15 protein-coding genes are annotated in these 20,551 nt (G+C 51.3%); 2 read left to right on the top strand and 13 right to left on the bottom strand.

Translation table 11 applies throughout. From position 1 onward, the window contains the following. Nucleotides 1-13: 13 nt before the first annotated feature. The 7 genes from AC1RRX_RS03040 to AC1RRX_RS03010 all read right to left on the bottom strand — a co-directional run bounded on the left by AC1RRX_RS03040 (nucleotide 14) and on the right by AC1RRX_RS03010 (nucleotide 13,526). Nucleotides 14-7,141 (bottom strand): non-ribosomal peptide synthetase, encoded by a 7,128-nt coding sequence (locus tag AC1RRX_RS03040; protein WP_144463931.1) that lies wholly within the window; start codon nucleotides 7,139-7,141, stop codon nucleotides 14-16. 14 nt (nucleotides 7,142-7,155) lie between these two features. Further along, entirely contained in the window at nucleotides 7,156-8,082 is a 927-nt protein-coding gene (locus tag AC1RRX_RS03035) for an isochorismatase (protein ID WP_053104629.1), read from the bottom strand. 17 nt (nucleotides 8,083-8,099) lie between these two features. Further along, entirely contained in the window at nucleotides 8,100-9,725 is a 1,626-nt protein-coding gene (locus AC1RRX_RS03030) for a (2,3-dihydroxybenzoyl)adenylate synthase (RefSeq protein ID WP_039063535.1), read from the bottom strand. 18 nt (nucleotides 9,726-9,743) lie between these two features. Further along, nucleotides 9,744-10,940: an isochorismate synthase DhbC gene (dhbC, locus tag AC1RRX_RS03025; RefSeq protein ID WP_144463930.1), complete on the bottom strand. Its 1,197-nt coding sequence runs from the start codon at nucleotides 10,938-10,940 to the stop codon at nucleotides 9,744-9,746. Between the two features lie 23 nt (nucleotides 10,941-10,963). Continuing rightward, nucleotides 10,964-11,749, bottom strand: coding sequence for a 2,3-dihydro-2,3-dihydroxybenzoate dehydrogenase (locus tag AC1RRX_RS03020; RefSeq protein WP_045208765.1), 786 nt, complete (start codon nucleotides 11,747-11,749; stop codon nucleotides 10,964-10,966). Between the two features lie 135 nt (nucleotides 11,750-11,884). Beyond that, a complete protein-coding gene (locus AC1RRX_RS03015; RefSeq protein WP_144463929.1) occupies nucleotides 11,885-12,754 on the bottom strand; it encodes an alpha/beta hydrolase in 870 nt (289 codons plus the stop codon). Between the two features lie 175 nt (nucleotides 12,755-12,929). Further along, on the bottom strand, nucleotides 12,930-13,526 hold the full coding sequence (locus AC1RRX_RS03010) for a sulfite oxidase-like oxidoreductase (protein WP_007408701.1): 597 nt from the start codon (nucleotides 13,524-13,526) through the stop codon (nucleotides 12,930-12,932). Between the two features lie 99 nt (nucleotides 13,527-13,625). On the opposite strand from AC1RRX_RS03010, the gene AC1RRX_RS03005 reads away from it, so the two are divergent. Then, nucleotides 13,626-14,219, top strand: a complete 594-nt coding sequence (locus AC1RRX_RS03005) for a biotin transporter BioY (protein ID WP_007408702.1) — start codon at nucleotides 13,626-13,628, stop codon at nucleotides 14,217-14,219. A gap of 46 nt (nucleotides 14,220-14,265) precedes the next feature. On the opposite strand, the gene AC1RRX_RS03000 is transcribed toward AC1RRX_RS03005, so the two are convergent. Both AC1RRX_RS03000 and AC1RRX_RS02995 read right to left on the bottom strand, forming a co-directional pair. Next, nucleotides 14,266-15,594 (bottom strand): Na+/H+ antiporter NhaC family protein, encoded by a 1,329-nt coding sequence (locus tag AC1RRX_RS03000; RefSeq protein WP_007613482.1) that lies wholly within the window; start codon nucleotides 15,592-15,594, stop codon nucleotides 14,266-14,268. 131 nt (nucleotides 15,595-15,725) lie between these two features. After that, entirely contained in the window at nucleotides 15,726-17,216 is a 1,491-nt protein-coding gene (locus tag AC1RRX_RS02995) for a leucyl aminopeptidase (RefSeq protein ID WP_108724749.1), read from the bottom strand. 147 nt (nucleotides 17,217-17,363) lie between these two features. Here AC1RRX_RS02995 and AC1RRX_RS02990 point away from each other — a divergent pair, with 147 nt between their 5' ends. Beyond that, nucleotides 17,364-17,840 (top strand): divergent PAP2 family protein, encoded by a 477-nt coding sequence (locus tag AC1RRX_RS02990; protein ID WP_021495380.1) that lies wholly within the window; start codon nucleotides 17,364-17,366, stop codon nucleotides 17,838-17,840. A 29-nt stretch (nucleotides 17,841-17,869) separates the two neighbouring features. Here AC1RRX_RS02990 and spsC read toward each other — a convergent pair whose 3' ends face one another. From spsC to AC1RRX_RS02970, 4 genes are all read right to left on the bottom strand, one after another. Further along, a complete protein-coding gene (spsC, locus tag AC1RRX_RS02985; protein ID WP_012118336.1) occupies nucleotides 17,870-18,511 on the bottom strand; it encodes a stationary phase survival protein SpsC in 642 nt (213 codons plus the stop codon). A gap of 100 nt (nucleotides 18,512-18,611) precedes the next feature. Next, nucleotides 18,612-18,932, bottom strand: a complete 321-nt coding sequence (locus AC1RRX_RS02980) for a YuiB family protein (protein WP_003151989.1) — start codon at nucleotides 18,930-18,932, stop codon at nucleotides 18,612-18,614. 68 nt (nucleotides 18,933-19,000) lie between these two features. Further along, nucleotides 19,001-19,126 carry a YuiA family protein gene (locus AC1RRX_RS02975; RefSeq protein WP_007408708.1) on the bottom strand — a complete coding sequence of 42 codons (126 nt, stop codon included), beginning with the start codon at nucleotides 19,124-19,126 and terminating at the stop codon, nucleotides 19,001-19,003. A gap of 173 nt (nucleotides 19,127-19,299) precedes the next feature. Beyond that, nucleotides 19,300-20,520, bottom strand: a complete 1,221-nt coding sequence (locus tag AC1RRX_RS02970) for an NAD(P)/FAD-dependent oxidoreductase (protein WP_007408709.1) — start codon at nucleotides 20,518-20,520, stop codon at nucleotides 19,300-19,302. Nucleotides 20,521-20,551 lie beyond the last annotated feature (31 nt).

The raw sequence follows: 20,551 nt of genomic DNA, 5'->3' as shown, positions 1-20,551 counted from the left end.
CTCTTTCCTTTCTTTACCGGACTGTACGCCGTCCGTTTAATTTCTCTGCCAGAATCGCGCCAATGTCGGCAAGCGGGCCCGGCTGGCACATATCTTTATGGCGGCAGTCTAAGTCATACCGCTCGATTTTCCCCGTAATATACGGTTTCCAAGTATCCGGCTCAATTGGGTCAAACCACTCCGGAATAATCGTTGATCTGAAGAACAGCACATCTCCGTGGAACGGTTTCGGCTTGTATGTTCCTAACAGCCCGACAGAATTAATGTACGTGTCTTTCAGATTCATCATCACTGACTCGTCCAGGCTGGCTAATGCGCTTCCCTCACGGCGGAGAATGGTCAGCGCGGCGTCAAAATCAAGCGGCTGATCCCCGAGGCTGTCCGGGTCGTACCCTCCCAGGGCGAGCAGCGCGATGACGGCTTCCTCGTCATCAGGCGCATTTTTTATCGGCAGAAAATGATTCGGATACGCGTCAAGCATCACCAAAAGCGAAACCTCTTCACCCCGGCTCTGTAATTGTGTCGCCATGGCCTGAATGACATTCCCTCCGAGAGACCAGCCGAGCAGACGGTACGGCCCTTTCGGCTGCACGGTACGGATTTTTTCAATATAATCCGCCGCCATGTCATCTAGGCTTTGCGGAAGCGATTCTTTTTTTCCGATGCCTCTCGCCTGTAAGCCGTATATCGGATAATCAGCCTCTAAAGAAGACATCAGCCCGGCATAACACCAGCTGAGACCGCCGGCCGGATGGACACAGAACAACGGTGTTTCTTCTCCTGCCGTTCTGAGCGGAAGAAGAACATCAAGCGCGCTTGCGCCCGTTCCTGACTCAAGTCTTTCAGCAAGGCTTGCCACCGTAGGAGCTTCAAATAATGTTCCGATACTCAGCTCGGCTCCCATCGCTTCCCGAATACGGCTCATTAAATGAACCGCAAGCAAAGAATGACCGCCTAAATCAAAAAATCTGTCATCAATACCGACACGCGGCAGATGAAGCACCTCTGCGAACAGCTCACAAAGCATTTCTTCCTGCGGCGTTCTCGGTCCCCGGCCGGTGACCTCCGTTTGGAAGTCAGGCGCAGGAAGCGCTTTTCGGTCAAGCTTTCCATTCGGTGTCAGCGGCAGTTCATTCATTTGGACAAAAGCTGACGGAATCATGTAATCCGGCAGGCTTTCTTCGGCAAACCGGCGCATGTCCCCAGTGTCCAAGGTGCTGCCGGCAGATCGGACAAGGTAGGCGGCCAGCCGTTTATCTCCCGGCCGGTCTTCACGGACGACTACGGCGGCATCCTCGACATCCGGATGTTTGACGAGAACCGCTTCGATTTCTCCCAATTCAATCCGGAAGCCGCGCATTTTAATCTGGTGGTCCGCCCTGCCCATATAATCAAGAGAACCGTCCGTCCGCAGACGGGCTAAATCCCCCGTCCGGTACATTCTCGTTCCCGGCGGGCCGTACGGATCAGCCACAAAGCGTTCGGCGGTCAGACTTTGCCGCCCTAAGTAGCCTCGTGCCACGCCCCCTCCGGCCACATACATTTCACCCGTGATGCCCGGAGGCACAGGCTCCAGCCGGTCATCAAGCACATATACGTTCAGATCAGGAATGCCGCAGCCGATGAGGCTGTTTGCTCTCAGTTCGGCAATGTTTTTGTCTAATTCAAGGTAACTGACGTGCACCGTCGTTTCCGTAATGCCGTACATATTCACGAGCACCGGCTGATTGTCCGCGTGGCGGCTGTACCAATCCTCAAGCCGGCTCAGCTCAAGCGCCTCGCCGCCGAAGATGATATATCTGAGTGCGAGCTGACGCCCCAGCTCTTTGTGTTCTTTTTCCGCATGCATCAGCTGGTAAAACGCTGACGGCGTTTGGTTAAGCACGGTTACCCGCTCTTTCACGAGGAGATGTAAAAACGCTTCCGGCGATCTGCTGATGTCATGCGGCACGACGACGAGACGTCCGCCGTGAAGCAGCGGCCCCCACATTTCCCAGACAGAGAAATCGAAAGCGTAGGAGTGAAACATCGTCCATACATCATCAGAATGAAAGTGATACCAATGCCGCGTCGACTCAAACAGCCTGATAACATTGCTGTGCGGAATGATGACACCTTTCGGCACACCTGTTGATCCCGACGTGTAAATGACATAGGCCGGGTGAAGCGGCGACAGCGGACGAATCCGGTCAGCGTCCGCAGGGTTCTTGACGGCATATCGCTCAAGTGTTTCTTTATTCTGCGGATCATCCAGGATGAAGGCCGGCATGCCGCTTTCGATAGAGAGCTTACTTGCGCCTTCACGGTTGGTGAGCATAAATACAGGCTTGGCATCATGTAACATAAAAGCAATGCGGTCCGCGGGATAATCAGGATCAAGCGGCAAATACGCTGCCCCCGTCTTCAGGACGGCTAACAGCCCGACAATCATATCTAAAGAACGCGGCAGCGCCAGTGCGACAAACTGCTCCGGGCCGACGCCGCAGGCAATCATCATGTGCGCGAGCTGATTGGCTCTTTCATTCAGCTCTTTATAAGTGAGTCCGCTCTCTTCAAAAACTGCCGCCGTTTCATCCGATTTTGCGGCGGCCTGTATTTCAAACAGTTCAGGCAGTGTCTGCCGAGGCTGAATATGCTGTTTTGCCCGTTTAACCGGCAAAAGCTTCCGGCGCTCTTCATCAGAAAGAATGGTTAAGCTTCCGATCGGTTTTTCCGGATGTGATGCGGCATCTTCGAGCAGAAGAAGCAGGCGTCCGGCAAGTGCTTCAGCCGTTTCTTTTCTAAATAAGTCCGTACTGAACTCCAGCAGACCTTCAATACCGGCAGGCGTGCCGTCGTCATGGCGCTGTTCAGCCAATTCCAGCGTCAAATCAAATTTGGACGATCCGACACTGCTGATTTGCAGGCTTGTTTCCATATCAGGAAGACTGAGTACAGGGTCAGGCGTATTTTGGAATGCGAGCATCACTTGGAACAGCGGATGTCTTGACCGGGAACGAACCGGATTCAATTCTTCCACGAGACGTTCAAACGGCACGTCCTGATGTTCATATGCTGCGAGATTCATTTCCCTGACCCTTTCAAGAAGCTCACAAAAGCTCGGATCGCCAGAGGTATCGGTTCTCAGTACGAGTGTATTAATGAACATACCCACAAGGTCTCCTAATGCGTCATCACTGCGGCCGGCTATCGGACTGCCGATCGGAATATCGGTCCCTGCACCGAGCCGGGTCAGTAACGCGGAAAGCCCTGATTGAAGCACCATAAACAGGCTTACGCGCTGATTTCTGGCAAGTGAGAGAAGACGGGCATGAAGCTCTTGGCCGATGTTGACCGGAATGACGCCGCCCCTGTAGCTTGATTCAGTGGGACGCGGAAAATCAGACGGCAGCTCCAGCTGATCCGGTACATTTTCAAGCGTTTTCTTCCAGAAATCCAGCTGGCGCGCAATTAAGCTCTCAGAATCAGACGCGCTGCCTAAAAGCTGCTGCTGCCAAAGCGCATAATCCGCATATTGAACCGCCAGCGGCGTCCATTCTGCTTTTTCACCTGTTTGCCGGGCGATATAGGCTATGGATAAGTCACGCATGAGCGGATTCAAGGACCAGCCGTCACCTGCGATGTGATGCAGGAGAACCATCAGCGTATACTCGCCGTCACCAAGATCAAACAGCTCAGCCCGGACGGCCGGCTCTTTAGCGAGATCAAACCGATATCGTGCCGCAGCGGCAAGCATGTCTTGGAGCTCGTTTTTGTCTGCACGTGTCACTGTAAACACAGGGCGGGCTTCTTCAGCAGATAAAATGAGCTGATGAGATGATCCCTTATTTTCCGGAAAAACGGTGCGCAGGCTTTCATGACGGCTGACAACATCGTAAAAGGCGTGTTTCAGCGCTGATTGGTCAAGCTTGCCTGACATGCGGACAATCACCGGAATGTTGTAAGTCGGGCTTGGCCCTTCAAGACAGTAGAGAAACCATAGACGCAGCTGCGCAAATGACAGCGGGATATGCTCCGGCCGGTCAAACGGCTTGAGCTTAGGCCGCGCACTCTTTGCGGTGTCAAGCTGTGCGGCGAGCCCGGCAACGGTCGGCGTATCAAACAGACGGCCGATGCCAAGCTCTGCGCCCATCGTCTCCCGGACCCGGCTCATCAGGCGTCCGGCTAAGAGCGAATGTCCGCCCAATTCAAAGAACCCGTCATCAATTCCGACCCGCGCGAGACCGAGAACCTCGGCAAACAGATCGCATAATATTTCTTCCTGCGGCGTCCGCGGCCCTCTGTCAGACAGGACAGCGGAAAAATCAGGTGCAGGCAGAGCGCTGCGATCGAGCTTCTTATTCGGTGTCAGCGGCAATTCTTCCAGCTGTACAAACGCGCCCGGCACCATATAATCCGGCAGGCTTTCGCCCATATATTCACGAAGTCCGCCGATATCAAGGGGCTGATCCGCGACAGCGTAAGCCGCCAGCCGCTTATCTCCGGGCTGGTCTTCACGGACAATGACGGCGGCCTGCGAAATACCCGGATATTTCGACAGCACTGACTCAATTTCTCCTAATTCTATCCGGAACCCGCGGATTTTAATTTGGTGATCGGCTCTGCTGATATAATCAAGCGAGCCGTCCTCACGCCAGCGCACGAGATCTCCCGTCCGGTACATCCTCGCGCCCGCGGGCCCGTACGGATCGGCAATGAATCTTTCCGCTGTTAAATCAGGACGGTTATAATAACCTCTGGCAAGCCCCTCCCCCGCTATATAAAGCTCGCCCGCGATTCCCGGCGGGACGGGCTGCAATGCGGCGTCCAGCACATATACCCGCGTGTTCCAAATCGGCGTTCCGATCGGAGGCGCCCCTGTATGGCCTTTTGCAAGCGGCTGTGCGGCCGACCAGATTGTTGTTTCAGTCGGCCCGTACAGATTCGTCACCGTACAGCCTGATTCAAGCAGAGCATGCATAAGCGCATTCGGAAGCGCCTCACCTCCGACAAGCACCTGCAGCGCCCGGAGAGAATCCGGTTCATTGGTGACTAATGAATGCCACAATGTCGGCGTTGCCTGCATGATTGAAATACCGTATGAGTGAATCATGTGCGCAAGCGCCCGCGGTTCCTGAATCGTCTCTTTACGTGCGATGACGCACCCCGCCCCGCTGATGAGCGGGAGGAAGAGCTCAAGTCCGGAAATATCAAACGCCGCAGTCGTAACGGCAAGCAGGCGGTCTTGTTCGCCGAGCGTAAACATTTCCCGCGTGGATAAGAGGAAATTGCTTACGCTTTTTAAAGTGACGACTACACCTTTCGGTTTGCCCGTTGAGCCCGATGTATAAATGATATAAGCGGGGTGCAAAGGCGAACATTCCGCCTGAGCGGGACAGTCAGCATTTTGAGCGGCAACGGTTTTTACCGTATCCGGGTCATCGAGAATGATCCTTTTTGCATCACTGTCTTCCGGCATGCGGCCGGATAATTCCATCGTTGTAATCAGGCATGCAGGCTGTGCATCTTTGAGCATGTATGTGATCCGCTCAGAAGGAAAATCAGGATCAAGCGGCAGGTATGCGGCTCCCGTTTTCAAAACGGCCAGCATGCTCACGGCTAACTCCTGTGACCGCGGAAGCAGCAAAGCGGCAAATTGTTCCGGTCCGAGCCCCTTTTCCTTTAGCATGCCGGCAAGCTGGTTCGCGCGCTTGTTCAATTCGGCATAGCTGAGCTCTTCGTTTTCGGTGATGATTGCCGGCCGGTCCGGTGTTTTTACGGCCTGTTCGTAAAACAGCTCCGGCAGACTTTTCTGCTTCTCGGCCTTGCGCGTGTCATTCCAGCTTTCCAGTACGCGGCGACGTTCACTTTCAAGCAGAAGGTTGAGTGTGCCGATTTTTTGTGTCTGGTCTTTCACAGCGGATTCCAACAGAAGCAGGAATCGTTTTTGATGGTTTTCAATATCTTCGGCGCTGTACACTTCCGGATTCGCATCAAAGTCCACACGCATTCCGCTTCCGTCCGCTCTGTCGTAAACGTTAATTGACAAATCATCAACTGGCCCTGCTGATAAATTATGGACGGTCCCCCGCGCTCCGGCGAAATCAAGCGCGTAGTCAAACGGCATCACATTGACTTGCGGGCCGAACAGCCTGCGATTGTCTCCGAGCAATTTAAGGTCGCGGCGCATGTCTTCATGGCGGTATTTCTGATGGCGCCGGATGTTTCGGATTTCTTTTGCCACTTGGCTGACGGCCTCATGAAAATTCATATCCGGGCGGAGAGAAAGCCGTAAAGGCAGAAGATTCATGACCATACTCGGAATATTCAGTGAAATTGAGCCGATCCGCCCCATCATCGGTAAACCGAGCACGATATCCCCTGCGTTTGTCATCCGATGGACATATACCGCCGCTGCGGCCGTGACGGCTTCATGCCAGTTCGGAATCGCTTTTACATGCTGTAAAGCCGTTTCAGAAAGATAAGCCGTGCTTCTCCGAAAACGTGTTGACGTTCGCGGCGCTCTTTCTGCCAAACTGACGACATCAGGTTCATCCGCAAATTTCTCCATCCAAAATTCCCGATCTTTCAGGAATTGATCAGACGCGCGGTACTCTTGATCTTCTTTTACCAGATCGTCCAAAGAACCGAAGGAGCGCCCGTTATCCGGACGTCCTTCCCGTATTGCAGTGTACATTTGCGCCGTACGCCGTGCCAGCAGTGAAAAACCGTAGCCGTCTATCGCAATGTGGTGAATGCGCTGATACCAGAAAAAGCGTTCCGGTCCCGCCTGAAATAAAATGTCGCGGAACAAAGGCCCGGCCGCCATATCAACGGGCTCAGCCAAATCTGTCTGCATGAGTCTGAGTGCGGCCTGCTTCGGATCAGCTTCTGAACTCACATCTATGACATCGATCGCAGCCTCAAATGGAGGATTGATGATCTGCTTTGGCCCGTCTGCTCCCTCCTCGAAGCGGGCGTGTAATGACGCGGCTTCCGTCAGCACGCGTTCGAGAGCGGTTTTAAATATGTTCACATCGATCGCGCCGTTTATCTCAACGTACTCGCCTGTATTGTAAATCGGATTATCAGGATCAAGCTGCTGCGCAAACCAGATACCGGCCTGTGCGCCTGTCAGAGGCAGCTGTTGTGTATCATGCATTCTATTCTCTCCCTTTATAAATAATCTGCGTTCGGCAAGACTTTTTGAGATCGGGAAGAAAGAAGTCTCCACCACTCTTCCAGCGTCGGGTTCTCCGCCAGTTCCACAAACGTCACTTCAGCTCCGTCACGGCGCCATTGTTCGACAAGACTCATGATTCTGACGGAGTCAAGACCTCTGTCCAGCAGGTCTTCATGATCCGGAATATCAGACGGTGATTCTTGAAGAATCGCCGCAATTTGTTCCCGCACCCGGTCTTTTGTCAATACGGCGGAAGCCTTCCCTTCTCCTTCAGAAACCGGCGCGCCGCCCAGCAGCTCCAGCACTTCGTTTGTCAAAGCTGTGTAAGCGCAGCGCTGAGACGCATATTCGATGGCCATCTTATGTTTTTCTGAAGAAAAATCAGCAACGGCGTCTCCGATAAAGAAGCTTTGGATATCATCCATAAATGCTTCACAGGCTGTGACGAGACAGCCGATGTGTGCATAAATTCCCGTAATCATGAGCTGGTCTCTGCCGCTTTCACGCATGATGTCAAGGAGATTCGTCCGTTTAAACGCGCTGTATCTCCACTTTGTGAGGACAATGTCCTGATCATCCGGGGCAAGCTCCGGAATGACCTTTTCTTCATAAGGCCCGCTTTTTAGCCCCGGCCCCCAAAAATCCGTCAGCAGCGCACGGTCCGCCGGGTCTTGGCTGCCCGGCTGTGCGGTATACACCACCGGAATGCCGAGTGCTTTGCATTGCTCTTTTATTTTTTTGATATTCTGAGACGCCTCTGTGATCGGAGCTTCACCTTTCGCAAAAGCATCGACGAAATAATTCTGCATGTCATGGATCAGAAGCACCGCGCGTTTCGGATTCAGCGTCCACGATACTTTATTTTCAGGCATATCTGACGCTGTCGGCAGCGCATATGCGGGAATAGACGGTATAGCCAATGTAAACACTTCCTTTTTTAAGATTGTTTGATTTCAGCCGGCTTTACTTTTTGGGCGATCGTTTCGCGAAGATCCTTTTTACTGACCTTGCCGACGCCGGTTTTCGGAAAAGAAGCGATAAATTCAATCCGGTCGGGGATTTTATATGCCGCCAGTCCGCGCTCACGCAAAAATGCTTTCAGCTCTCCCGGTTTCGGCGCTTCTCCTTTCGGGATGACGAACACACAGGAACGCTCCCCGAGAAAATCATCCGGCATTGAAACCATGGCCGCATCATGAACGGCAGGATGCGCAAGAAGGTGATTTTCCACCTCCTCAGCGGCTATTTTTTCACCGCCCCGATTGATTTGATCTTTCGCACGTCCTTCGACGATGATATAGCCGTCCGCCGTCAGTTTGACGATATCGCCGGTCTGATAAAATCCGTCGGCTGTGAATGATCTTTCATTATGTTCAGGCGCTTTATAATATCCGCGAATCGTGTAAGGGCCGCGTGTAAACAAATGTCCCGCTTCACCGGGGGCGACATCCCGCCCGTCATCGTCTAAAACCCTTACCTCATCAAAAGGGGACATCGGTCTGCCTTGCGTATTGACAATGATCTCTTCAGGATCATCCAGTCTCGTATAATTCACCAATCCTTCCGCCATTCCGAAAACCTGCTGAAGGGTGCATCCGAAAGCGCTCTTCACGCGGCGGGCCGCCTCAGCACTGAATTTGGCGCCTCCCACCTGCAGCACTTGAAGGCTTGATAAATCATCACTTCGCGAACCGGATGCGTCCATCCACACCATCGCAAGCGGCGGGACGAGCGCTGTAATCGTGACACGTTCTTTTTCAATTAACGGGAAGCAGTCATCCGGACTCGGCGTCGGTGACAGAACAACCCGGCCCCCGGCATATAAAGTTCCCAGCACACCTGGCGAGCTGAGCGGATAATTATGCGCTGTCGGCAGAGCGGCCAAATAAACGCTGTGATGATCCAAGCCGCATATTTCCGCACTGATGCGCAAACTGTATATGTAATCGTCGTGTGTTCGCGGAATCAGCTTGGACAGCCCCGTACTGCCTCCTGAAAGCTGTAAAAAGGCGACTTCCGCCGGGCTTATATCTTCCAGCTGAACAGGCTCTCTATGCAGGCTGCTCAGTTCTTGAAACTCTTCAGCTTCGCCGGCCACAATGACATGCGCCAAATCCGGAAGTTTGTCTTTCACCTGTCTGGCAAGCGCCCTGTAATCAAAACCTGAATGCATATCAGGAATGATGTATGCTTTCGCCTCTGCAAACTCGCAGAAATACGTAATCTCACTGCTTCTATGAGAAGGCAGCGCGAAAACGGGCAGCGCTCCCAGCCGGAACAGCGCGAAAATCACTTCAAAAAACTCAGCGATATTCGGCAGCTGAACGACAACGCGGTCTTCCTTTTGAATTCCGAGCTTATGCAGCCCCGCCGCTAAACGATCTGCCCTTTCATCTAATTCTTTGTAGGTCCAATGTACATCTTTACACGTCACGGCAGTTTGATTTCCGTATAAAGCCGCGCGCTCTTTCAGCATTCCTCCGAACGTCTCACCCTTCCAGCAGCCGTCTTTTCGGTATTTGTCAGCCCATTCTTCCGGCCATGGCGTAAATCCAGTCAGCACGATCCGTTCCCTCCTTTTTTACAACTCATCTTGGTAAAGCCCCATCGCCCGGAGCATGGTGCGGAATTTGGCCGAGGTCTCGTCCAATTCATCCTGCGGCTTTGATCCGGCGACAATCCCGGCACCCGCAAAGAGCCGGAGAGACCTTGTTTCCGCTTCGGCGCAGCGGAGTGCGATAATCCATTCTCCGTCACCCTCAGCATCACACCAGCCCGCCATTCCCGTGTAGAAATTGCGGTCAAACGGCTCAATATCCTGAATCGCTTCTCTCGCCGCATCCGTCGGCGTTCCGCATACCGCGGGTGTCGGATGCAGGGCGATGGCCAGCTCAAGTGATGTCGTTGACGGATCACGCAGCTCTCCCTTTACCTCGGTGGACAGGTGCCACATCGCCTCAGTTTTAATGAGTGACGGTTTTTCCGGCACATCAAGCACACGGCAGAACGGTTTAAGGGCGGCGGCCACGGCGGCCACGACTACGGCATGTTCATGCAGATCTTTTGCTGATTGCAGCAGTTCTTCCGCTCTTCTCTGATCCTCGGCGGGATCTGTGCTGCGAGGTCTGGAACCTGCCAGCGGATTGGACAGAATCGATGTTCCGTTTTTGGACAGCAGCAGTTCAGGACTTGCGCCGAAAAGCGTTTTTCTTGTTTCTGACGTTCCCGTCACATCCGCAGCGAATGTATAGCCGCGCGGGTTGTGCTGCGCCAAATGCTTGACGGCCTGTGGAATGTCGATATCCTTTTCAGCGGTCAGATGAAGCGTCCTTGACAGCACGATTTTGCTGAGCGGACCGTCCGTAATGCTGAATACGCCTTGTTCCACACCGCTCATAAAGCCCTCAGGCTCCGGAACGGGACGGATGTCATATGTATTGGATTGCGGCTTTTCTGCGGAAGATTCCGCAAACGAAAGCGGGCCTGCCGTATGGACATTCTTCGGTACAAAAAGCCGGGAAGCTTTTCTGCCGTCAAAAGGAATGGCGCCGGCCGCAATCGGATGTTTGATGCCGGCTTGCTTTGCCTCAAGAAGCGTCTGTCTCACGCGTTCAGGCAGTGAATCCAGCTGATTTTCCGCGTCTGTATCAGGCACTTCCGCAAACATTCCTTCCGCAAGCATCGTACTTTTCGGGGAAGCTAAAAAGAACGCCCCGGGCTTGTAAGCGTCCAGCACCTCTTTTGCAGACACTTCCGTCAATACATGTTGATTTGTCATGTTTGTCCCTCCTTCTCGTTAAATCAAACGCCTAAAGTAGCGCCGCCATCAACGCATAAATCATGCATCGTAATATGGTTTGCCTGTTCAGAAGCCAGAAACAAAACGGCATTTGCAATATCAGAAGGCTTCGCCAGCTTTTGAAGCGGAATTCCCGTTTTATATGTATCAAGCGAACCTCTGATGACGTCCCGGGCTCCGTTCTCGTCCTGCCACAGCGCCCGCTGCATGTCGGTTTCCGTTGAACCCGGAGATACGATGTTGCAGCGGATATGATGGGCCGCAAGCTCCAGTCCGAGGCATTTCGTAAACATGACGGCAGCCGCTTTTGACGCCGCATAAGCCGCCATGGAAGCACGCGGAACGCTAGCTGCATTCGAACCGACCGTAACGATGGCGCCCTTTTTCCGCTCAATCATGTACCGGCTTACAGCCCTTGACACATGAAATACGCCGGTCGTATTAACAGAAAATGTTTGATCCCAATCTTCATCACTGAGAGATTGCACCGGACCCGGCCGCAGCACGCCCGCAACGTTCGCCAATATTTCAATAGGCCCCATGTCGCGTTCAACGGCGGCGATGATATTATTGACAGCCGCACTGTCAGATACATCTGCGGCAAACCCCTGCGCCTGCACGCCTTTTTGCCGGAGTCTGTCAGTAAGCCCGAGAAGCAGGTCTTCATTTGTATCTATAGCTGCCACATTTACGCCTTGTTCAGCAAGGGCAAGCGCTGTTGCTTCTCCGATGCCTTGAGCGGCGCCGGTGACAACGGCCGTTTTCCCTTTCATTCCCAATGCGTCCATATTATCATTCCCTTTCTATATTAATAATGATTATCATTATCAATTATGATTCAAGACAATCATATCCAAATCAAAACACGCAGTCAATTAGAAAATTAGAATCAGCCGCATTTAGTTCGAAGGGCCTGTTTTTTCTCATGCGGGAGAATACGGGGTATGCGGCCCTCCCGGATTCAGGCAGAAACGCAGGGCCCTGCTGATTAAAACGGGCAGGACAGAAATATGGCCCTCTCCTTCAAACTCGCTGTATTCAGTACGGACTCCATCATCTTCAAACCCGGATAATAAAGAGTACAGCGCCTCTGCGTGCTGCGGGATTCTGCTTTTATGTGTTTTTTCAATTTCTCCCGCAGCCAGCAATACGCTGACTTGAAGATTTTCCGCAGAGAGCCGGTCCGACAAACGTTCCGCTTTTTCCTGAATAAAACGCTTGTTCCAGTGAATTGACGGACTCCCGGCAACATAGGTCTGAAACATGTCCGGCCTCGTCAAAAGCACTTGCAGCACAAAAAGACCGCCCAGCGAATGGCCGAAAATCGTCTGCCTGCCTCTGTCGATCGGATAATCCCGCTCCATCGCGGGCTTTACTTCTTCTTCTATAAAACTCAGAAACGCTTCCGCCCCTCCCTGTTCGGGCCATGCCGCGCCGCGCGGATGCACCGGCAGTTCTGATTCAGAAAGCGGCATCGTAAAATCACTGTGCCGTTCGGCGGAAAACGGCTGATCTGTCGGGTAGCCGATTCCGACAATCACCGCCGGAACAACGCCTGTTTTTTCAGGCCGTCGGCTTTGCACCCGCAAAGCTTCGGCCATTGTGCCGAATACGGAATTCGCATCGAGCAGGTATATGACGGGGAAGCCGGATGCAGGCGGTTCTTCCTGAGGAAAAGAGACAAAGATACGATACGTACGGCCTCCTTTTGAGCGCATTTCTCTTACTTCTGTGCCCGGAACCGCGTATCGGCCGACCGGCGCGAAACCCCGCTTTATTTGTTTTCCGTCCATTATGTGTTCATCCCCTTTGCGGCAATTGCTTTATCTATGCTTATTGATAATGATTTTCAATATCAAAAGACACCTCAAATAATAGGTTTTTTGCCAAACAAAGTCAATGGATTTTTGATATAAAAAAAGCACCTTATTTCAATAAGGTACCTAAGAACTATATAGTGATAGGGGCTTAATCCCATGTAAAGCGCTCATTCTTCCATGGATCTCCCCTCATATGGTAGCCGTTTTTCTCCCAAAAGCCGGGGTGGTTTTCCTTTGTGAACTGAATGCCGCGCAGCCATTTTGCGCTTTTCCAAAAATAAAGATGGGGGAAAACGCCTCTGAGCGGATAGCCGTGCTCTGGCGTTAACGGCTCGCCGTTATGCGCATATGCCAGCAGGGATGTTTCCCGCGCAAAATCAGAAAGCGGCAGGTTGGCCGTCCAGCCCTCTTCAGCGTGCAGAATGACGAATCCCGCTTCTTTGTGCACGCCCGCTTTCTCAGCGATGTCTTTGGCGCGTATTCCCTGCCAGATATTATCAAGACGGGACCAGCCCGTAACGCAATGAATATCATTTTTCACTTCGGCTTCAGGAAAGGATTTGATATCTTCAAAGCTTAACAGCATAGGACGGTCAACAAGTCCGTACACTTGCAGATTCCATTTTGACATATCTTCATAATAAGGAACATTTCCGGCGTGAAGCACGGGAAACTTCGTTGTGACATTTTGATTTGGCGGAATCCGTTCCGACTGTTTTGTTTGTTTCGTTTTCCCGAAAAACATATGGCTCCCTCCATTTAGTAAACCTGTGTTAAATCTTTGTTGACAATCAATCACCCTTCGATTACGCTAATCTGGTACAAGTGTAAGGGGGAAAAACAAATGAAACAACGCAACCTTCGCGCGGGCGATATGGCGCTTATCGGCATGTTTGCCGCACTGATGGCCGTCGGCGCCAACATTACATCAATGGCTCCTTTTTTGCAAGTTGCGGGAATTCCGTTATCGCTGCAGCCTTTCTTTTGTCTGTTAGCCGCGATGCTTCTCGGCGCCAGACGGGCAGCCATTGCAATGACGGTATACGCATTGGCCGGACTCGCGGGGGCGCCTGTTTTCGCTCAATTCTCAGCAGGCTTTGCGCCGTTTATCGGAAAGAGCGGCGGATTTATTCTCGCTTATATCCCGGCGGCATTTGCAGCCGGATGGCTGCTGGAAAAAACAAAAAAACCCGGCCGCCTGCATTATGCATGGGCCTCTTTGATCGGTACCGCCGTCATTTATATCATTGGCACGACCTATACGTATATTGCGCTGAAATTATGGCTTCATGCTCCGATCAGCTACGGAATGGCCTGGTTTTACATGATATGGTTTTTCATAAAAGATATCGTTTTAGCACTGTTATTGGCATCAATCGCGCCTGCCGTTTACAGGTCTATTCATAAAGCGACGGGGTTCAGCAGAAACCCGGCGTAAGATGTTCTCAGCATACAAAAAGGCTCCCCTTTCCGGGAGCCTTTTTTTACAGGACAAGCGCGGCAATCCAGCCGAATATCACAAGCGGAATGTTATAGAAAATAAATGTCGGTACGCACGTATCCCAAATGTGGTGGTGCTGTCCGTCGGCGCTGAGGCCTGACGTCGGCCCGAGCGTACTGTCACTTGCAGGAGAACCCGCATCACCGACCGCGGCGGCCGCTCCGATTACGGCAATCGTCGCCATCGGACTGAATCCGAGCTGAGCGCACAGCGGGACAAATATGGTCGTAATGACGGGTACGGTTGCAAATGATGATCCGATTCCCATCGTGATTAATAAACCGACCACCAGCATCAGGAGCGCGCCTAATGATTGGCTGTGGCCGATAAAGCCTGTTGATGCTTTGACCAAGGAAGCCACATCGCCCGTTTTATTCAATACATTTGAAAAACCGGCCGCAACAAGCATGACAAACCCGATAAAAGCCATCAGAATCATGCCGTCCGTGATCAGCTTATCCGCTTCATTGCGCTTCATGACTCCGCTGATAAACAGCGTAAACAAGCCGGCAAGCGCGCCCATAATCATACCTTCCACTCCGAGCACTTGTGACAGATAGAGCTGAACGGCAAGCGACACGGCAATGGAGATCAAGGCGATGGCAATGCTTTTTTTCGTATAAGGAGAAGACGATAGTCCGGCAATCTCCTTCGTCTCATATTTCTTCGGTTTCCGGAAGACGATGACGGCTAAAATTAAACCGACCGCCATCCCGGCCGTCGGGATGATTAAAGCATACGGGATATCACTGAGCGGCACCTTTAAACCGGCTGACGCCATATTATCTCTCAGCATCCCCTGGAAAATCTGTCCGAATCCGACAGGCAGAACGATATAAGGCGCAGTCAGTCCGAATGTCATCACACACGCGATCAGTCTGCGGTCTATTTCAAGTTCGTTAAATATTTTTAAAAGCGGCGGAATCAATACAGGAATAAACGCAATGTGAACGGGCACCACGTTTTGCGAGAAACAGGATATGATTAAAATAATCAGTACGATTAATACTTTTGACAGTGCTTTTTTCCGCGAATCTTCCTTTTTTCCGATTAGTTTGACAGACGCTTCCACCATTGCATCGGGAAGCCCCGTCTTTGTCAGCGCCGCGGCAAATGCTCCGAGCAGCGCGTAGCTGACTGCGACGGTGGCATTTCCGCCGAGACCGTCCGTAAAAGCCTTCACCGTCTCTCCGAGGCCTAAGCCGCCGGTCAGCCCGCCGGCAAGCGCGCCGATCATTAAAGCTATAATAATATTGACACGCAGCAGGCTTAAGACGAGCATAAGCAATACTGCGACAACAACAGCATTCATTGATGAGTCCCTCCAAAATCCTTTAGTTTGCTAATGTAGTAGATAATTAAAGTTACCATATATTCTGCGCTTTAGTCAACTAAAGATTTTGGAAATCAAAAAACCCGCTGCATCAAGGCAGCGGGATACTGTTATCTTTCGGGCGTAAAGCGCTCAGTCAAAACAGCCAACGTCCTTGCCATGACGCCTGTTGCGCCGGCAGGGCCGAAGCATGTCGCTTTATTCGCCGTTGCGGTTCCCGCAATATCGAGATGAACCCACGGCGTGTTTTCCGCGAATTCACCAATGAATGCCCCCGCCATAATCGCGTGGCCTTCTCTTCCCGGAGAATTGTTCAAATCAGCCATCTGACTGTTTCTCACCCGTTTTTTATCCTTTTCTGTAATCGGAAGCTGCCAGATCGGCTCGCCGGATTCTTTCGCCGATTCCGCCACCTGTTCATAAAACGCGGCGTGATTGGTCATGGCGCCCGTCATTTCGTTCCCTAAGGCGACAATGACACCGCCCGTTAACGTTGCGACGTCTACAAGGACAGAGGCTCCGTGCTGCTTGGCGTAAGTGATGCCGTCGGCAAGCACGAGACGCCCTTCCGCATCGGTGTTCAGGATCTCAACGGTTTTTCCGCTGAGCGAAACGATGACATCATCCGGCTTCATCGCATCGGACGAAATCATGTTGTCCGTAGACGGTATGACGGCGAGCACGTTTTGTTCAGGCCGCAGTTCGCCGATAATCTCCATTGCCCCTAATACCGAGGCGGCCCCTCCCATATCGCTTTTCATGCCGACGATGCCGGTTTTCGGCTTAATTGAATATCCGCCCGTATCAAAGGTAATTCCTTTACCGACCAGGCCGATGACGTCTTCCCACTGATCTTTGCCCTGATACTTCAGAACGATCATTTTCGGCGGTTCGGATGAGCCCTTGTTAACAGCAAGCAGCCCGCCCATGCCGAGCTCTTCCATTTCATCTTTTTCTAAAATTTCACACTCGAAATCGTATTTTGCCGCCAGCTCAGCGGCATATGACGCCAAATCAGTGGCCGTCAGCATATTACCCGGCATATTCACAAGCGTGCGGGCTGAATTCGTCCCTTGGCCGTATGCCGCTCCGACGTTCAGGCCGGCCTGCACTTCCCTCAGGTCTTCTTCGGTCACGGCGCAGACTGATTTCAGTTCCTGATCCGGCTCATTCGATTTATGTTTATAATCCTGCACTTCGTAAACCGCAAGCAGACAGCTTTCTGAAAGCGCATGAGCGGCATCGGCGGCAGGCACTTCCCCGGAGACGAATGTATCGAGCAAAACGGATACTTCCTGTTTTTTATCTTGATGAATCTGCTGAAATACTCGTGCAAAGCATTCTTTCGTATCTTCAAACGAATAATCCGCTTCTCTTCCCAGGCCGATAAAATAAATACGTTTCATACCGGTCGCAGCCGGAGGGTATACTTTTGATACACGATTGCGTTTGGCGGACACATCACCATCCTTTAACAGCTGGGTCAGATGACCGTCCAATTTATCATCCAATTCCTTCGTAAATCCGTTCAGCGTGCTTTTTTGAAAAAGACCGATGACCAGTGTTTCGGGATGCCGCAGTTGATCAGATGCATAAAACATGAGTACACACTCCTTATGTGGGTATTTGTTATGTAAAGTGGTATAATGAAAAAACATTTATCATTGATTTTATTTTACCAAACTAAGGGCGTTTTCTGCAGTTTTTCGATACGATCGGAATCAGCAGATACAGAAAGGATGTTGCATATGGATGTACTTATGAATTTTCCTTTACTGGCGAGTTTTGCCGCCATTATTTTTGCCCAAGTTGTAAAAGTGCCTATTCAATTTATCGTATCCAAAAAACTTGACTGGTCTCTTGTGACGAGCACCGGCGGCATGCCGAGCTCCCATTCCGCCGCCGTCACTGCGCTGTCAACCGGAGTCGCTTTGGAACAGGGGCTGGACTCGCCCCTGTTTGCAGTCGCCGCGATTTTCGCCGTCATTACGATGTTCGACGCTACAGGTGTCAGGCGGCATGCGGGTGAACAGGCGACGGTCATTAATAAACTGGTCATCGACTTTAATCGGTTTGTCAGCGAAGCGAAGGACTTTCAGAAAGCGGAAGAGAAGGAAAAACAGAAGAAACTGAAAGAACTGCTCGGCCATCAGCCGATTGAAGTGTTCTTCGGCGGCGTCACCGGTATTGTGCTGACATTGATTTTAGATTATTTCTTTATGTAAAAAACGCTTCAGCGGATGCTGAAGCGTTTTTATTCTTTTACCGTTTTGTATTGATTTCTGAACACTTGCATCGACTTGGTTTCGTTCAGCTTTACAAGTTCGTCCTCGGTCACTGTGCCGTTCCCTTTTTTAATCATGTAGACATCAAGTGTTTTTTTGCCCCAATTGTTATAGACGTCCTTGACGGTGTCAAAGTAGAGGTCAAGGCGGCTTCCTTTAATTTTTGAGCCGGTATCGGCGACAACCCCGTATCCGTAATTCGGTATAAACAGAATCGTCCCGATCGGGAAAACAGACGGATCGGCCGCAACAGTTGAATATAAATCGCGTTTGACCTTCACGCCTGAATATGTAATTCCGTACTGCGGATGACCCGGAGATTTTCCGGTAGATTCCGCTCCGGCGGTATAACCGGTGGCCGTCACCTTTTGTGACGGATAGCGTTCCCAGTCAAAAGCTTCTTCCAGCGGTTTTATCCTGCCTGATGCCTTCTTTTCCGGCTGATTCTGTAAGGATTGAAACGGAGTGCCGATGTTTTTCAAAACGGCGCCGCGATGTTCCGTCATCCAATTTGTCAGATCCTTTGCTTCAACTCCGGTTATGGAAAAGTATGTCGCATGGCATGCGCCCAAAAAGAGCACGATCATGAATACGCGTCTGATTATCGTCAATCTGAAATCACTCTCCTCCGAGTCATTGTTCCCAACTCGGTGGGGTGCTATACAAAAAGCGCCGCGGCACAAAAAAAGCTTTCTCGAATAAGAAAGCGGCTTAAAACATTTGATATCCTCTTTTTCTGAGCGCCTTTATGGCAATGCCTGACATGATGGCTCCCGCCAGTCCGCCCGCCAAAATCACGACATCCGCAACCGCTAATGACATGATGCGCTGAAACAGGCTTTGAAAGGATTCCCCCGGCGCCTGCACGTAACTGATCATCTTTTTATTGCTGATAATGAAAAGGCATACAATCGGATAGACAACAGCCATAATCCACGACATTCTAAGCAGCATGTTCAACAGAAAGCCTATGCCGAAAAACAGTACAAAAAATAGTACAATTGAGATCAGGACAACCGGCAAACTAATCACAAACATCCACCCCCTACAGCACTTTCAGTGTACCTCGGGGGCGGTAAAAAAGTCAACGTCTGGAAAAATCAGCGTCTCTCTTTGCCGCTTCCCTGGCAGGAGGGACATGTTTCGGAGCCGCCAAGAAGCAATTGAAAATACCCTTTACCTGAGCAGAACGGACACGCCGCCGTGCTTTTTGCTGTCGTTTTCATGCGGATCACCCTTTTTCTTAATTTTCTGATAATATATCATATTTACTTGTCAAGCACCAAGTCAGAATATGTAACAAAATAACTCATGTAAGCGAAAACATTCATTTTTTTCTTTTACATTCTTTTGATAGCGCTCTTTTTTAAAAGAAGAGAAAACCCGCGGCCGCGGGTTTTCAGAAGAATTTAAACTTCCCTTTTTTCAGCGTCAGGCCCAGCCCGCCGATCATAAAGAGCGATCGGTTGTCAATGACCTTTTTCATAAAGGACGCCGGCATGCCTTTGAGCTTCCTGCCGTATACGACTCCGACGGCGTTATGCTCACCGAGGGAGGCGACGGTTCCTTTAATGTCAGGCTTGAACTCTTCAAGCTGGCCTCCTTTAATCAAACCGCCCAGATTTTTGGCGACCGTTTCTCCTTGCTGCATCGCGATCTGAGCAGTCGGCGGGTACGGCCGTTCCGTCTCTTCATTGATAAAGAGCGAGCTGTCGCCGAGTATAAAAACGTCATCATGACCCGGCGCCCGAAGATCAGGGTTGACCTTGACACGGCCGCGCATATTTTCAAAACCCGCTTCCTCCACGATCGGATGTCCGCGCACGCCCGCCGCCCAGACAACGGTCTGGGATTTGATTTCTTCCGGCTCTTCATCTTTCTTGCCGACTGTGACACCGTCTGCGCGGCATTCTTGAACCGCGGTGCCGATTTTAAATTCAACGCCTTTGCTCTCAAGGTATTGAACGGCGTAATCGACAAGCTCCGGATCAAATCCCGGCAAAACCGTCGGGGCGGCCTCGACACAGACGATCCGGACGAGACTTTCATCTATATCATAATATCTGCATAACTCCGGCTTGCGGTTCGCAAGTTCACCGAGAAATTCAATTCCCGTAAAGCCCGCTCCGCCGACAACGATGGTTAAGCGGTCAGGGCGTTTTTCGGCCTCCGTATTGTATGTCGCAAATTGGAGCTCAATATGGTCTTTCAGCTGGCGCGACGTATTAATATTCGCGATCGGAAAAGCGAATTCTTTTAAGCCTTTAATCCCGAATGTTTCAGGGACGGCGCCAAGCCCGATGACAAGATAATCATAAGGGATGTCCCCTTGTGAAAGCGTCACCTTTTTATTTTGCACATCTATCGCTTTTACCGTATCCTGCACAAATTTGACCCGTGATTCATTGATTACATCTTTTATTTGATATCTGCAGCGGTCATGATGCAGCGTTCCTGCGCTCGCTTCATGCATCCATGTCGTTTCATAATGATAATTGTGTTTATTGACCAAAGTAATGTCAGCGTCATTTGCCCCGATATGCTTCGGAAGCCTTGTTACTGTCATTAATCCACCATAACCTGCACCTAAAACCACGATTTTGGGTTTATTCAATGCCATCACATCCACCTTCTTTTTTTTGCTGTTAGAC

This window comes from Bacillus sp. GW821-FHT11D08 (genome assembly GCF_058808515.1).
Note: the sequence above shows the minus strand (reverse complement) of the source record. Positions and strands in the feature narration are given on the sequence as shown.